Raw genomic sequence first — 13414 nt, forward strand, 5'->3', positions numbered from 1 at the left:
AGTTGGCCGCTGTTATGATTTTTCACCCTCCAGCCAAACCGGGGTTCCGGATGCCGTACGGTAGCCGTATTTATCCTGTCGAGATTAACAGCCCTTTTGGGCTTAATTTATTTTCATTCATTAGTATGAGAATCAGTAAAACCGATGAGCCGGTTAATAGTGAATTAAAAAATATTAAATTGTCGAGACATTAGACAGTTCGTACTGTATTCACTGGATAATAAAAAAAGGGAATGCCAATGTCTGAAAAAGGATTACAGAGTCTGTGCATTACGCTCGGCGTGATGATTATCTTCTGGTTTGCGTTAATCTCGCTATTCTGGGTGGTGATATTTTAAACCCGTCTCGTCCTGACGGCGGCAACGTGGACGCTTCAGGTATAACAGTTACAGAAAACTATTATTTTTTTATAACTGATATATGATAAAGGGAGGTTAACGTACGGGGACGGCCGCAATGAAAAAGTATCAACAGCTGGCGCAGCAGCTGACCGAACAGATCGCGCTTGGCGTCTGGTTGCCTGGCGATCGGCTGCCGTCGCTGCGCGAGCAGGTGGTCAGCAGCGGCATGAGCTTTATGACCGTCAGCCATGCCTATCAACTGCTGGAAAGCCAGGGGCGCATCGTCGCCCGTCCACAGTCGGGTTATTATGTCGCCCCCCAGCCGGTGAAGCTCCGGCAGCCGTCGCCACCTGCCCTGGTGACCCGCGATGAAGCTGTCGATATCAATACCTATATCTTTGAGGTGCTCCAGGCCAGCCGTCAGGCGTCGATGCTGCCCTTTGCCTCGGCCTTTCCGGACCCGCGTCTCTTCCCGCTGCAGCAGCTTAACCGCTCGCTGGCGCAGGTGAGTAAAACCGCCACCGCCATGAGCGTCATTGAGAACCTGCCGCCGGGCAATGCGGAGCTGCGGCACGCCATTGCCCGACGCTATGCCCTGCAGGGGATGAACATCTCGCCGGACGAGATCGTCATTACCGCCGGGGCGCTGGAGGCGCTTAACCTCAGCCTGCAGGCGGTGACCGAGCCGGGCGACTGGGTGGTGGTGGAAAATCCCTGTTTCTACGGCGCCCTGCAGGCGCTGGAGAGGCTGCGCCTGAAGGCGCTGTCGGTGGCGACCGACGTCAAAGAGGGCATTGACCTGACGGCGCTGGAAGCGGCCCTGCAAAATTACCCGGTCAAGGCCTGCTGGCTGATGACTAACGGGCAAAACCCGCTCGGCTTTACCCTTAGCGCCGAAAAAAAAGCGGCGCTGGTGGCGCTGCTGGCGCGCTATAACGTGATGCTGATAGAAGATGATGTCTACAGCGAGCTTTACTTTGGTCGCGAGAAACCGTTACCGGCGAAATACTGGGATCACCAGGATATTACGCTGCACTGCAGCTCGTTTTCAAAATGTCTGGTGCCCGGGTTTCGTATCGGCTGGGTGGCGGCCGGCAAACAGGCGCGGCGGATCCAGCAACTGCAGCTGATGAGTACGCTCTCCACCAGCTCGCCGATGCAGCTAGCCCTGGTGGATTACCTGTCCACCAAGCGCTATGACGCCCACCTGCGCCGTTTGCGCCGCCAGCTGGCGGAGCGTAAACAGCTGGCCTGGCAGGCGCTGCTGCGCCATCTGCCGCCAGAGGTTATCATCCACCACAGCGACAGCGGCTACTTTCTGTGGATTGAACTGCCGGAAGGGGCTGACGCCAGCGTGCTAAGCGCCCGGGCGCTGGCGTCGCACATCAGCATAGCCCCGGGAAAAATGTTCTCCACCTCCGCCAGCTGGACCTCGTTTTTTCGTTTTAATACCGCCTGGGGCTGGGGAGAACGCGAAGAGCAGGGGGTGAGGCGGCTGGGTGAACTTATTCGTGAGCAGCTTACCTGACGACTCAGGCTATTTTTCGTCGCCATCAACTCTCGGTAAAAATAAACGCGGGTGAGTTTTTATCAAGGCCGGTCATTATTTTACCGGCGCTCACCATAGGAAATACGCATACCCCTCCTTTTTCTCTAACTCGTTGTCTATAATCCATAAAGTCCTGCTTGTGTTGGCGATTTTTGCGTAATGCGTCCCGGGTCACAACCTGAATAAATTCCCCAGGGGGCGTTAATCCGCTGACTACCCTTATTTCAGGAGATATTTTTACGGCACGGCTGCCGCTAATTACCTTGTGACAGGAGTAACACCTGATGAGCAAAAAAATTGCCCGTTGCAGCCTTTATGTGCTGAGTATGGCCTGTTTGACCGTGCAGGCGGCGGAGCCACTCACCTCGCTGGATAAACCGGAAGGGCGGCTCGATATTATTGCCTGGCCGGGGTATATCGAACGCGGCCAGACTGACAAGCAGTACGACTGGGTCACCCAGTTTGAAAAAGAGACCGGGTGTCAGGTTAATGTCAAAACCGCCGCTACTTCTGACGAGATGGTCAGCCTGATGGCCAAGGGGGGCTACGATCTGGTGACCGCATCGGGCGATGCCTCGCTGCGTCTGATCATGGGCAAACGCGTTCAGCCGATTAACACCGCGCTGATTGCCGGCTGGCGCACACTCGACCCACGCATTGCGCAAGGGGCATGGTTTAACGTCGGCGGTAAAGCCTACGGCACGCCGTATCAGTGGGGGCCGAACCTGCTGATGTACAACACCCGCGTATTCCCGACGCCGCCGGACAGCTGGAGCGTGGTCTTCGTTAAACAGAACCTGCCGGACGGCAAAACCAATCAGGGACGCGTGCAGGCCTATGATGGCCCGATCTATATCGCTGACGCCGCGTTGTTCGTTAAAGCCACCCAGCCGCAGCTGGGCATTAAAGATCCCTATCAACTGACCGAAACCCAGTATAACGCGGTGCTGAAAGTACTGCGCGACCAGCAACCGCTGATCCATCGCTACTGGCATGACGCCACCGTGCAGATGAACGACTTCAAAAACGAAGGGGTGGCCGCCTCCAGCTCGTGGCCCTATCAGGCCAACGGCCTGAAGGCTGAAGGCCAGCCCATCGCCACCGTGTTTCCGAAGGAGGGGGTGACCGGCTGGGCGGATACGACCATGTTGCACAGCGAAGCGAAGCATCCGGTCTGCGCCTATAAATGGATGAACTGGTCGCTCACGCCGAAGGTGCAGGGCGATGTGGCGGCCTGGTTCGGCTCGCTCCCGGTGGTGCCAGAGGGGTGTAAAGCCAGCGCGCTGCTCGGTGATAAAGGCTGTGAAACCAACGGCTATGACCAGTTTACCCGGATCCACTTCTGGAAAACGCCGGTTGCCGAAGGCGGGAAATTCGTACCCTACAGCCGCTGGACTCAGGACTATATTGCGATAATGGGCGGCCGCTAAGGACGGGAGGCAGACAATGACGTACGCGGTCGAGTTTCAGAATGTATCGCGCCTGTACGGCGATGTGCGGGCCGTAGATGGGGTTAGCATAGGCATTCGCGATGGTGAATTTTTCTCGATGCTGGGGCCCTCCGGTTCGGGCAAAACCACCTGCCTGCGGCTGATTGCCGGTTTCGAGCAGCTCTCCGGCGGCACCATCCGTATTTTCGGTCAGCCGGCCAGCGAACTGCCGCCCTGGCAGCGGGATGTGAATACGGTGTTCCAGGACTATGCGCTGTTTCCCCATATGTCGATCCTCGACAACGTCGCCTACGGCCTGATGGTCAAAGGCATGGCGAAGAAAGCGCGCCATGCCCGCGCCCAGGAAGCGCTGGAAAAGGTGGCCCTTGGTTTTGCTCATCATCGCAAGCCTTCTCAGCTCTCCGGCGGCCAGCGGCAGCGGGTCGCCATTGCCCGGGCGCTGGTGAACCAGCCGCGGGTGCTGCTGCTCGATGAGCCGCTGGGCGCGCTGGATTTGAAGCTGCGCGAGCAGATGCAGGTGGAGCTGAAAAAGCTGCAGCAGTCGCTGGGGATCACCTTCATCTTCGTGACCCACGACCAGAGCGAAGCGTTGTCGATGTCAGACCGCGTGGCGGTGTTTAACAATGGGCGCATCGAGCAAGTGGATGCGCCGCAGGATCTCTATCTGCATCCGAAAACCGCGTTTGTCGCTGGCTTTGTCGGCACCGCCAACGTCTTTGAAGCCGAGGCGGCCCGGCGATTGTGCGGCATGCCGGGCAGCTGGTCGCTGCGTCCGGAGCATGTTCGCCTGCAGGGCGGCGGCGAGGTTCAGGTACAGGGCGTGGTGCAGGCGGTACAGTATCAGGGGGCGGCGACACGGATTGAGCTCAGGCTGGCGGAGGGGGACAAGCTGCTGGTCAGCCAGGCGAATACCGATGGCGCGGCGGCAGCCAGCGCCCCGCGGATGGGGCAAACGGTGCTGGCGTCATGGTCGCGGTCAGCGATGACCCCGCTGGAAAGCGGAGGCTGAAATGACCATGACGATGATTCCTGCGCAGGCCGGGCGCGTATCCGGGATCTTCTGGCGTCGGCCAGCATTGGGCCTGTTTTTACTGCTGCTCGGGCCGTTGATGTGGTTTGGCATCGTCTATCTGGGATCGCTCCTGACCCTGCTGTGGCAGAGTATTTATACCTTTGACGACTTCACCATGTCGGTGACCAGCGACTTTACGCTGGCCAACCTGCGGGCGCTGTTCAACCCCGCCAATTACGACATTATTGTCCGTACCCTGGTGATGGCCCTGAGTGTGACGCTCGCCAGCGCCATTCTGGCGCTGCCGATGGCCTGGTACATGGCTCGCTATACCAGCGGCAAAATGAAGGCTTTCTTTTATATCGCGGTGATGTTGCCGATGTGGGCCAGCTATATCGTCAAAGCCTACGCGTGGGTACTGCTGCTGGCCAAAGATGGTGTGGCGCAGTGGTTTCTGGGCCATCTTGGACTGGAAGGGGCGCTGAATGCGCTTCTGACCGTCCCGGCGGTCGGCGGCAACACCTTGTCCACCTCCGGGCTGGGACGCTTTCTGGTGTTCGTCTACATCTGGCTGCCGTTTATGATCCTGCCGGTGCAGGCGGCGCTGGAGCGCATTCCGGGCTCCTTGCTGCAGGCGTCGGCCGATCTTGGCGCCGGGCCACGACAGACCTTCCGCTATGTGGTTCTGCCGCTGGCTATCCCCGGCATTGCCGCCGGATCGATTTTCACCTTCTCGCTGACGCTGGGCGACTTTATCGTGCCGCAGCTGGTCGGGCCGCCGGGGTACTTTATCGGCAACATGGTCTACTCACAGCAGGGGGCGATAGGCAATATGCCGATGGCGGCGGCGTTCACCCTGGTGCCGATCGTGCTGATTGCCCTTTATCTGGCGTTCGTGAAACGTCTGGGAGCCTTCGATGCACTCTGAACGCGCACCCTGGTATCTGCAACTGGCGACCTGGGGCGGAGTGGTGTTCCTCCACTTCCCGCTGCTGATCATTGCCATCTATGCTTTTAATACGGAGGATGCGGCCTTCAGCTTTCCGCCGCAGGGGCTGACGCTACGCTGGTTTAGCGAGGCAGCAGGGCGTAGCGATATTCTCGAATCCGTGACGTTGTCACTTAAAATTGCCGCCCTGTCGACGGCCATTGCCTTAGTACTTGGCACGCTGGCTGCAGGTGCCCTGTGGCGCAGCACTTTTTTTGGTAAGAATGCGGTATCGCTACTGCTGCTGTTACCGATCGCCCTGCCGGGGATCATTACCGGCCTGGCGCTGCTGACGGCGTTTAAAGCCGTCGGTCTCGAGCCAGGGCTACTGACCATTGTGGTGGGGCACGCGACCTTTTGTGTGGTGGTGGTGTTTAACAATGTCATCGCCCGCTTTCGTCGGACCTCGTGGAGCCTGGTGGAAGCCTCGATGGATCTGGGCGCGACCGGCTGGCAGACCTTTCGCTACGTGGTGTTGCCCAATCTGGGATCGGCGCTGCTGGCGGGGGGAATGCTGGCCTTCGCCCTGTCGTTTGATGAAATTATCGTCACTACTTTTACCGCGGGGCATGAGCGTACATTGCCGCTGTGGTTACTGAATCAGCTGGGGCGGCCGCGCGATGTGCCCGTCACCAACGTTGTCGCGCTGTTGGTGATGCTGGTAACGACGATACCAATCTTAGGGGCCTGGTGGCTCACCCGCGACGGCGATAACGACGCCGGAAACGGGAAATAAAACCATGAAACAGGATAATGCTATGCAACACAACCTTTTGATAAACGGTAAGTTAGTGGCAGGTGAAGGCGAAAAGGTGCCGGTATACAACCCTGCGACCGGCGATGTGATCCTGGAGATTGCCGAAGCGACAGCGGCCCAGGTCGATGCCGCCGTTGAGGCGGCGGATCGGGCGTTCGATGCCTGGAGCCAGACAACGCCGAAAACGCGCTCGGAATGTTTGTTGAAGCTGGCGGACGCCGTCACGGCGCAGGCGGAGACCCTGGCGCAGCTGGAGTCGCTGAACTGCGGCAAGCCGTTGCACTGCGTGATTAACGATGAGATGCCGGCCATTGCGGACGTCTTCCGCTTCTTCGCCGGCGCCGCCCGCTGCCTGCCGGGAATGGCCGCCGGAGAGTATCTCGAAGGGCATACCTCAATGATCCGCCGCGACCCGGTGGGCGTGGTGGCTTCTATTGCTCCGTGGAACTATCCCCTGATGATGGCGGCCTGGAAGCTGGCCCCGGCGCTGGCGGCAGGCAACTGCGTGGTGATAAAACCCTCGGAGATCACCCCCCTGACGGCGCTGAAGCTGGCGGAGCTGGCAAAAGATATCTTCCCGGAAGGGGTGATCAACGTGCTGTTTGGCCGCGGCAAAACGGTAGGCGACCCGCTGACTTCGCATGCCAAAGTGCGAATGGTTTCGCTGACCGGGTCGATTGCCACCGGGGCCCATATCATCAGCCATACCGCCTCGTCGATCAAACGCACCCACATGGAGCTGGGCGGCAAGGCGCCGGTCATTGTTTTTGACGACGCGGATATCGATGCGGTAGTCGACGGGGTACGAACCTTCGGCTTTTATAACGCCGGCCAGGACTGCACGGCTGCCTGCCGGATCTACGCTCAGCAGGGTATTTACGACCAACTGGTGGAGAAACTCGGGGCGGCGGTGGCCAGTCTGAAAATGGGCGCGCCAGAGGATGCCTCTACCGAGCTGGGACCGCTGAGCTCGCTGGCGCATCTTGAAAGGGTCAGTGCCGCAGTGGAAGCCGCAAAGGCACTGCCGCATATTAAGGTGGTCACCGGCGGTCGCCGGGCTGACGGCGCGGGCTATTACTTCCAGCCGACGCTGCTTGCCGGCGCCCGGCAGGAAGACGCCATTGTGCAGCGCGAAGTGTTTGGCCCGGTGGTCAGTGTGACGCCTTTCAGCGATGAAGCGCAGGCCCTGAGCTGGGCGAATGATTCCCAGTATGGTCTGGCGTCCTCAGTATGGACGAAAGATGTAGGCCGCGCCCACCGGCTTAGCGCCAGGCTGCAGTATGGCTGCACATGGGTCAACACCCACTTTATGCTGGTGAGTGAAATGCCGCACGGCGGCCAGAAACTGTCGGGCTACGGAAAGGACATGTCGATGTATGGCCTTGAGGATTACACCGTGGTCCGCCATGTCATGGTTAAGCATGGCTAAAGCATTGACCCTGTAGTGGCTGGCGATGATTGCGCGACGGTTGTGTTAGTTCGCTAATAGTCACAATGGCAAAAATTGTCAAAACTCTGCGAGGGGGATATGAGATTATTCTGATGCCCCTTCAAGAGCTAAGCCAATGTGAGTGCCGGAGATAAGCGCCGGATGGGGTCCGCCAGTCACCCAGGGCGCGTTGCGCCCGGCGGGTGAGGCGACAACGTCGCGGTCCGCGAGCGTATATCGGCCTCTGCCTGTTGGCAGGGGCTTTTTTATGCCCGCGGCGTCGCGGGATGAAGACCGAATGGCCATCAGGAAGCGCATCGTCTGCCCGCCATTCAGCGCTTGGTTTTTTTGCTCGGCAAACTGGCGCTACGACGGTCACGAATATAGGAAATAAGATTATACACCGCCGCGACCAGCAGGATCAGCGCGATGACCAGCGTGATGATTCCGGACATATCCACCTCGAAATATAAAAAGCGCCCTGGCGCCAAAACATTACCAATAGTTATGAATGTAAGTATTATCTGAAGGGAAGGCAAATGATATTTGTTGTCATTTAGCGCTATTTTTGGCGATTAACCGCGAGATCCACAATGAAGGGGTTATGTAACAACGGCTTGTAGCGGCCTTTTATCGTATTAAGATAGAGGCCCTGCGCGGAATATCGCATTTTTGGTGAACGCGGCGACAATCTTTTCCCCCTGAGAACGGGGACATATTATCTTTATCGGACCAATCGAATTGCCCTGAACCGAAATTATTTCACGACTATAAATAAGGATTTAATATTTGCTGTTATTGCATGATATTTGTTCTGAATATTAAATATTCCGTGAGGCGGGCAAAATGCAGGCTGCAGGGGCGCGTGGGCGCTCCCGGGTTTGACTTTCCGCCGCTGCTCATGCGATCATTTAGCGCATATTAGGTTTAACGTTGATGTCGCTGTGAAAATTTTGGCTTTTATTCTGCTGGCTATCGGCGCTGTGACGCTGAGCTATGGTAACGCCCCGGCAAAACGCATTCAGGGCTGTGAGAACGCGGGAGTGGGGCGGGCCGTCTGCGCTGCCGCAGAATGGGATAGTGAACAGATGAATTTTCTGCCGAGCTATAACCCGGAGCTTAATAAGGTTATTGCGGCAGGCCAGTCAGCACCTGTCGCTTATAACCCTAATAATATCGCTAATGTCCGCACGTAAAGTCCGTGCGTAAAAAAGCAGCCCCAGTGGGCTGCTTTTTTAGGTTTCGTTGCTGAGTAAAATCATTAAAACCAGCCAAATCTCACGGACAGCAGGCTGATAAGTACGCACGCGGCGCAGACATTAATCAGAATGACGGTTTTGCTGGAGACATCCATAACGCCACCTTAATGAGTAAGTCCCTAAAGGTATAGTACGGCGCCTGCGGTTGCGCTATCGGATTAAGACGAATCAGGCTTTATTCTCAATATTCAGCCCGTTTCAGAATTTGTTATACAGGTATCTCTGAATCACGACGTCATGGCAGATAATCATCCCACCATGGAACGCCCCTCAGGGAAGGAAGAGTAAGAATGACGTTATATCAAAAAATGCTGGTGTTTTACGCCATTATGGGCGTGATATGCGCCGTGATTAGCTGGTTTTTGACCAAAGAGAGCCGGGTGATCCGCCTGCTGGCGGCCCTGTTGATCGGCGCCACCTGGCCGTTCAGCTTTCCGATGGCGCTGCTCGTCTCGCTGTTTTAACCCTCAGATGCCGGACGGCAGAAAAGGGTGGCGGAAAGGGTAAGGTTACTGTATAAAAAACCAGTAATCTTATCATGGAGGCATACAGGTGAACGGTTTCTTTTCTTCCGTCGCAGGCGCCACGCTGCGCTGGCTCGATCTTCCGGGAGATGGCCTCCCGGTGGTGTTTATCCACGGCCTCGGCTGTGCGTCATCTTATGATTATCCCCGCGTCGCCAGCGATCCTGCTCTGAACGGACGGCGCAAAATACTCATCGATCTGCCAGGCTTCGGCTACAGCGATAAACCGCACGACTTTAGTTACAACATACATATTCAAGCGCAAGTCGTGGAGCAGCTACTTAACCATCTGCGCCTGCAGCGCTTCGCGCTGTTCGGTCATAGCATGGGAGGAAGCATCGCCATCGAAGCGGCGGGGTTGCTGGGCGAGCGCGTGACCACGCTGCTGGTCTCAGAACCTAATCTGTTCGCCGGCGGCGGTGAGTACAGCAGGCGCATTGCGGCGCAGACAGAGGCGGCCTTTATTGCCGAAGGCTATGCCAGAATGCTGGCTGAGGAGCGCTCGCCATGGGCCGGCTGTTTGCAAAACAGCGCGCCCTGGGCCGTCTGGCGGGCCGCCAGCAGCCTGATGCGCGGCAGCGATACCCCCTGGTTTACTCAGCTTTGCCAGCTGCGCTGTCAAAAATGGCTGATCGTCGGCGAGCTCTCGCTGCCTTATGCCGATATTGACCTGGCTGAGGCGCAAGGGATCCCGGTCGGGATTGTGCCCCGCGGGGGGCACTCGATGGCGTGGGAGAATCCGCAAGGGCTGGCGCAGATCATCGCCAGCCAGGGTTAAAAGAATACCGGCTCAGAAAGGGAGTTCGCGGGGCTGGGTCTGGAGTGTTATCCAGCGCAGCTCGGTGAATTCCGCGATGCCGGCCCGACCCCCAAAGCGGCCATAGCCCGAGGCTTTGCAGCCGCCAAACGGCATTTGCGCTTCATCATGCACCGTTGGGCCATTGATATGGCAAATGCCCGTTTGCAGACGTTGCGCCACGTTCCACGCTCTGGCACTGTCGCGGCTGTATACCGCAGCGGAAAGGCCGTATTCACTGTCGTTGGCTACCGTCAGCGCCTCTTCTTCATTCTTAACCCGAATAATCGCTTTTACCGGGCCGAAGGACTCTTCGTTCCACAGCCGCATGTCGCGGGTCACGCCGTCCAGCAAGGTCGGCGCCATGTGGGTATCGCTGGCTTTACCACCGGTTAGCAGGCGAGCGCCTTTGGCTAACGCATCGTCGATTAACGCGTTGCAGCGGGTGATGGTGTTCATATCAACCACCGGCCCCGTCAGGCTGGCGGGCAGGGCGGCGGCGCGCCTGGCCAGCAGCGGGATAAACACCTCCGCTACGGCGTTATCGACAATAATGCGCTCGGTGGACATGCAGATCTGGCCGGCATTGGCGAAGGCGCCAAAAACCGCGCCCGCCGCCGCTTGCTCGATATCAGCATCGTCCAGCACCAGCAGCGGCGCTTTACCGCCGAGCTCCAGCACCGCCGGTTTAAGATATTGTCCGCAGGTGCGGGCGATAATTCGCCCCACCGGCGTGGAGCCGGTAAAGTTAACGCGCCGCACCGCCGGGTGGGCAATGAGCGACTCCACCAGTGCCGGCGCATCTTCAGGCGCACAGGTAAGATAGTTCACCACCCCCGGCGGGAAGCCCGCCGCGTCAAGGGCGTCGATAATCAGTCCCTGAGTGGCCGGCGACAGCTCCGCGCCCTTGAGGATCACTGCGTTGCCGCAGGCCAGCGGCGTTGCCAGCGCCCGGGTAGCCAGAATCAGCGGTGCGTTCCACGGCGCCATGCCCAGTACCACCCCCGCCCCCTGGCGGACGCCCATCGCCAGGTTGCCCGGCACGTTGGAAGGAATAATTTGCCCTTCAATTTGGGTGGTCAGCGCCGCTGCTTCGCGCAGGATATCGGCCGCCAGATGAACGTTAAAGCCGGCCCAGTGCGCGGTCGCGCCGGTCTCCGCCGCCATGGCGGCGATAAATTTAGCCTCCCGCAACAGCATATGTTCCGCCGCGTCGAGCAGTAAACGGCGTCGTTCCGCCGGAGGGGTATCACGCCACAGCGGGAAGGCTTTGGCCGCGGCTTCTACGCAGCGTTTGCCGTCGGCGAGACTAGCGGCGGCGGCCACCGAGGCCACGTCGTCGTGGGCCGGGTGGCGTCGGGTAAAGGTGCGGCGGCCTTCGGCATCGTGCCACTGGCCGTCAATGTACAGATTGCAGGTGATTGTCATGGTGGAAACCTCTTGTTCTGCGGTTCCCCCAGTGTACCGGGCACTACTGATGGTGAGCGTGAGCAGGGCGGTTATCGCACATTTTTTTGCAGGAATTATGTGTGGCTCACAACATCCCGACACCCGCTGGCGTAAAAAACAGCGCTACGCCGATTAAACCAGCGATTTCAGCGTGATTTGCATAAGGTGATAGCCATTGATTATTTGCCGGGGGCGGGCGCCTGTGCTGATATTACGGTTCTTATAATCAATAATCAGGACTTATAACCATGTCTACAGGGAAAACCACGCTGGCGCTGCTGCTGAGCGCACTGCTGCCGGCCGGCGCCGCCTGCGCCGCAGGCAATGACACACTGGTCTACTGCTCAGAGGCCTCCCCGGAGTCCTTTAACCCGCAAATCGCCAGCTCCGGCCCGTCGTTTGTCGCCAGCTCGCAGGTGCTGTATAACCGCCTGGTCACTTTTGACCCGGTGAAGAACACGCCGATCCCGTCGCTGGCCACCGAGTGGCATGTCTCTGAGGATGGAAAAACCTGGACCTTTACTCTGCGTCAGGGGGTGAAGTTCAACAGCAATAAATTCTTCAAACCGACCCGCGATTTTAACGCCGACGACGTCCTGTTTTCCGTGCTGCGCCAGATGGATCCTCAGCATCCCTATCACAAAGTGTCGCAGGGGAACTATGAGTACTTCCACGACGTGGGCCTCGATAAGTTGATTAAGTCGGTGAAAAAGGTCGATGACTATCACGTCCAGTTCGTGCTTAACGAGCCGAACGCGGCGTTTCTTGCCGACTGGGGCATGGACTTCGCCTCTATTCTGTCGGCGGAGTATGGTGAGGCGATGCTGAAGAAAGGGACGCCAGAGAATGTTGATAACTGGCCTGTCGGTACCGGGCCGTATGCCCTGCAGCAGTATAAAGTGGATTCCCAAATCCGCTATATCGCCAATCCCCACTACTGGGAAGGCGAGGTACCGACTAAGCACCTGATTTTCTCCATTACGCCGAACGTCGAGACCCGTCTTGCGAAACTGCAGACCAACGAGTGCCAGATTATTCCTGCGCCTTCGCCGGTTCAGTTCCCGGTGATTAAGGGCAATAAAGATCTGGCGCTGCATGCGGTTGAGGCGCTAAACGTCGGCTATCTGGCGTTCAACACGGAGAAAAAACCGTTTGATAATGTGCTGGTGCGCCAGGCGTTAAACTATGCCACCGACAAGCAGGCGATCGTCAAGGCGGTATTCCTCGATTCCGGCAGCGTGGCGAAATCACCGATCCCGTCGGCGATGCTCGGGTATAAGAAAGATCTTCCGGACTACGACTATGATCCGCAGAAAGCCAAAGCGCTGCTCAAGCAGGCGGGTCTGGAGCAAGGGACGGAAGTGACCCTGTGGTCGATGCCGGTCCAGCGCCCCTACAACCCGAACTCGAAGCGGATCGCCGAAATGATCCAAAACGACTGGGCTAAAGTGGGCGTCAAAGCCAAGATTGTCAGCTATGAATGGGGCGAATACCTTGCTGGTATGCGCAAGGGAGAAGATGACAGCGCATTGTTTGGCTGGATGTCGGACAACGGCGACCCGGACAACTTTGCCGGCACGCTGCTCAGCTGTGATAATATCCAGACCGGCTCCAATGTCGCCCGCTCGTGCGATAAGTCCTATGACGCGCTGGTGAAGAAAGCGCTGCTGGTGAGCGATCCGCAGGCGCGCGCCAAACTCTATGAACAGGCGCAAGAGATCTTCTACCAGCAGGCGCCGTGGATCACCCTGGCGACCGGCAAGACTTTCTATGCCACCCGTAGCAACGTCAGCGGCTACCGCGTGAGCATGATGGGGAGTGATTTTTCCAAAGCGAAGCTGAATTAAGCGAAAGGAGAA

13 protein-coding genes are annotated in these 13414 nt (G+C 58.0%); 10 read left to right on the forward strand and 3 right to left on the reverse strand.

Going from position 1 to position 13414, the window contains the following annotated elements; translation table 11 throughout:
• Nucleotides 1–456 precede the first annotated feature (456 nt).
• The 6 genes from CWM57_RS01660 to patD all read left to right on the forward strand — a co-directional run bounded on the left by CWM57_RS01660 (nucleotide 457) and on the right by patD (nucleotide 7527).
• Nucleotides 457–1869 carry a PLP-dependent aminotransferase family protein gene (locus tag CWM57_RS01660; protein WP_100675508.1) on the forward strand — a complete coding sequence of 471 codons (1413 nt, stop codon included), beginning with the start codon at nucleotides 457–459 and terminating at the stop codon, nucleotides 1867–1869.
• A 305-nt stretch (nucleotides 1870–2174) separates the two neighbouring features.
• A complete protein-coding gene (ydcS, locus tag CWM57_RS01665; protein ID WP_100675509.1) occupies nucleotides 2175–3320 on the forward strand; it encodes a putative ABC transporter substrate-binding protein YdcS in 1146 nt (381 codons plus the stop codon).
• A gap of 16 nt (nucleotides 3321–3336) precedes the next feature.
• Nucleotides 3337–4350 carry an ABC transporter ATP-binding protein gene (locus tag CWM57_RS01670; RefSeq protein ID WP_074385695.1) on the forward strand — a complete coding sequence of 338 codons (1014 nt, stop codon included), beginning with the start codon at nucleotides 3337–3339 and terminating at the stop codon, nucleotides 4348–4350.
• A 1-nt stretch (nucleotide 4351) separates the two neighbouring features.
• The gene (locus tag CWM57_RS01675; RefSeq protein ID WP_061154422.1) at nucleotides 4352–5281 is read left to right on the forward strand and encodes an ABC transporter permease; all 930 of its coding nucleotides are present in this window, start codon (nucleotides 4352–4354) and stop codon (nucleotides 5279–5281) included.
• Nucleotides 5271–6077 (forward strand): ABC transporter permease, encoded by an 807-nt coding sequence (locus CWM57_RS01680; protein WP_008804683.1) that lies wholly within the window; start codon nucleotides 5271–5273, stop codon nucleotides 6075–6077. The genes CWM57_RS01675 and CWM57_RS01680 overlap by 11 nt, the downstream gene beginning before the upstream one ends.
• Before the next feature lie 22 nt (nucleotides 6078–6099).
• Entirely contained in the window at nucleotides 6100–7527 is a 1428-nt protein-coding gene (patD, locus tag CWM57_RS01685; protein ID WP_074385696.1) for an aminobutyraldehyde dehydrogenase, read from the forward strand.
• Nucleotides 7528–7859: 332 nt separating this feature from the next.
• Here patD and CWM57_RS27335 read toward each other — a convergent pair whose 3' ends face one another.
• Complete coding sequence (locus tag CWM57_RS27335; RefSeq protein WP_004175940.1) at nucleotides 7860–7982, reverse strand: small membrane protein; 123 nt, start codon at nucleotides 7980–7982, stop codon at nucleotides 7860–7862.
• 489 nt (nucleotides 7983–8471) lie between these two features.
• Here CWM57_RS27335 and CWM57_RS01690 point away from each other — a divergent pair, with 489 nt between their 5' ends.
• The gene (locus CWM57_RS01690; RefSeq protein ID WP_074385697.1) at nucleotides 8472–8723 is read left to right on the forward strand and encodes a hypothetical protein; all 252 of its coding nucleotides are present in this window, start codon (nucleotides 8472–8474) and stop codon (nucleotides 8721–8723) included.
• 65 nt (nucleotides 8724–8788) lie between these two features.
• Here the strand turns inward: CWM57_RS01690 and yncL are convergent, their stop codons facing one another.
• Nucleotides 8789–8881 (reverse strand): stress response membrane protein YncL, encoded by a 93-nt coding sequence (gene yncL / locus CWM57_RS01695; protein WP_012968073.1) that lies wholly within the window; start codon nucleotides 8879–8881, stop codon nucleotides 8789–8791.
• A 195-nt stretch (nucleotides 8882–9076) separates the two neighbouring features.
• On the opposite strand from yncL, the gene CWM57_RS01700 reads away from it, so the two are divergent.
• Both CWM57_RS01700 and CWM57_RS01705 read left to right on the forward strand, forming a co-directional pair.
• Nucleotides 9077–9250: a GhoT/OrtT family toxin gene (locus CWM57_RS01700; RefSeq protein ID WP_008804686.1), complete on the forward strand. Its 174-nt coding sequence runs from the start codon at nucleotides 9077–9079 to the stop codon at nucleotides 9248–9250.
• Nucleotides 9251–9338: 88 nt separating this feature from the next.
• Nucleotides 9339–10088, forward strand: a complete 750-nt coding sequence (locus tag CWM57_RS01705; RefSeq protein WP_074385698.1) for an alpha/beta fold hydrolase — start codon at nucleotides 9339–9341, stop codon at nucleotides 10086–10088.
• A 12-nt stretch (nucleotides 10089–10100) separates the two neighbouring features.
• On the opposite strand, the gene CWM57_RS01710 is transcribed toward CWM57_RS01705, so the two are convergent.
• Nucleotides 10101–11534, reverse strand: coding sequence for an aldehyde dehydrogenase (locus CWM57_RS01710; protein WP_074385699.1), 1434 nt, complete (start codon nucleotides 11532–11534; stop codon nucleotides 10101–10103).
• Between the two features lie 269 nt (nucleotides 11535–11803).
• Between CWM57_RS01710 and CWM57_RS01715 the strand changes: the two genes are divergently transcribed.
• A complete protein-coding gene (locus CWM57_RS01715; RefSeq protein ID WP_100675510.1) occupies nucleotides 11804–13402 on the forward strand; it encodes an ABC transporter substrate-binding protein in 1599 nt (532 codons plus the stop codon).
• Nucleotides 13403–13414 lie beyond the last annotated feature (12 nt).

The sequence above is a fragment of the Klebsiella sp. G-Nf4 genome (assembly GCF_002810615.1).
GTDB classification, from domain to species: Bacteria; Pseudomonadota; Gammaproteobacteria; order Enterobacterales; family Enterobacteriaceae; genus Klebsiella; species Klebsiella variicola.

Excerpts from the sequence above, each read along its gene's own strand:
- CWM57_RS01700 (WP_008804686.1), top strand. The coding sequence starts at position 9,077 with ATGACGTTATATCAAAAAATGCTGGTGTTTTACGCCATTATGGGCGTG.
- CWM57_RS01660 (WP_100675508.1), top strand. The coding sequence starts at position 457 with ATGAAAAAGTATCAACAGCTGGCGCAGCAGCTGACCGAACAGATCGCG.
- CWM57_RS01675 (WP_061154422.1), top strand. The coding sequence starts at position 4,352 with ATGACCATGACGATGATTCCTGCGCAGGCCGGGCGCGTATCCGGGATC.
- CWM57_RS01715 (WP_100675510.1), top strand. The coding sequence starts at position 11,804 with ATGTCTACAGGGAAAACCACGCTGGCGCTGCTGCTGAGCGCACTGCTG.
- CWM57_RS27335 (WP_004175940.1), bottom strand. The coding sequence starts at position 7,982 with ATGTCCGGAATCATCACGCTGGTCATCGCGCTGATCCTGCTGGTCGCG.
- yncL (WP_012968073.1), bottom strand. The coding sequence starts at position 8,881 with ATGGATGTCTCCAGCAAAACCGTCATTCTGATTAATGTCTGCGCCGCG.
- ydcS (WP_100675509.1), top strand. The coding sequence starts at position 2,175 with ATGAGCAAAAAAATTGCCCGTTGCAGCCTTTATGTGCTGAGTATGGCC.
- CWM57_RS01710 (WP_074385699.1), bottom strand. The coding sequence starts at position 11,534 with ATGACAATCACCTGCAATCTGTACATTGACGGCCAGTGGCACGATGCC.
- patD (WP_074385696.1), top strand. The coding sequence starts at position 6,100 with ATGCAACACAACCTTTTGATAAACGGTAAGTTAGTGGCAGGTGAAGGC.
- CWM57_RS01680 (WP_008804683.1), top strand. The coding sequence starts at position 5,271 with ATGCACTCTGAACGCGCACCCTGGTATCTGCAACTGGCGACCTGGGGC.
- CWM57_RS01670 (WP_074385695.1), top strand. The coding sequence starts at position 3,337 with ATGACGTACGCGGTCGAGTTTCAGAATGTATCGCGCCTGTACGGCGAT.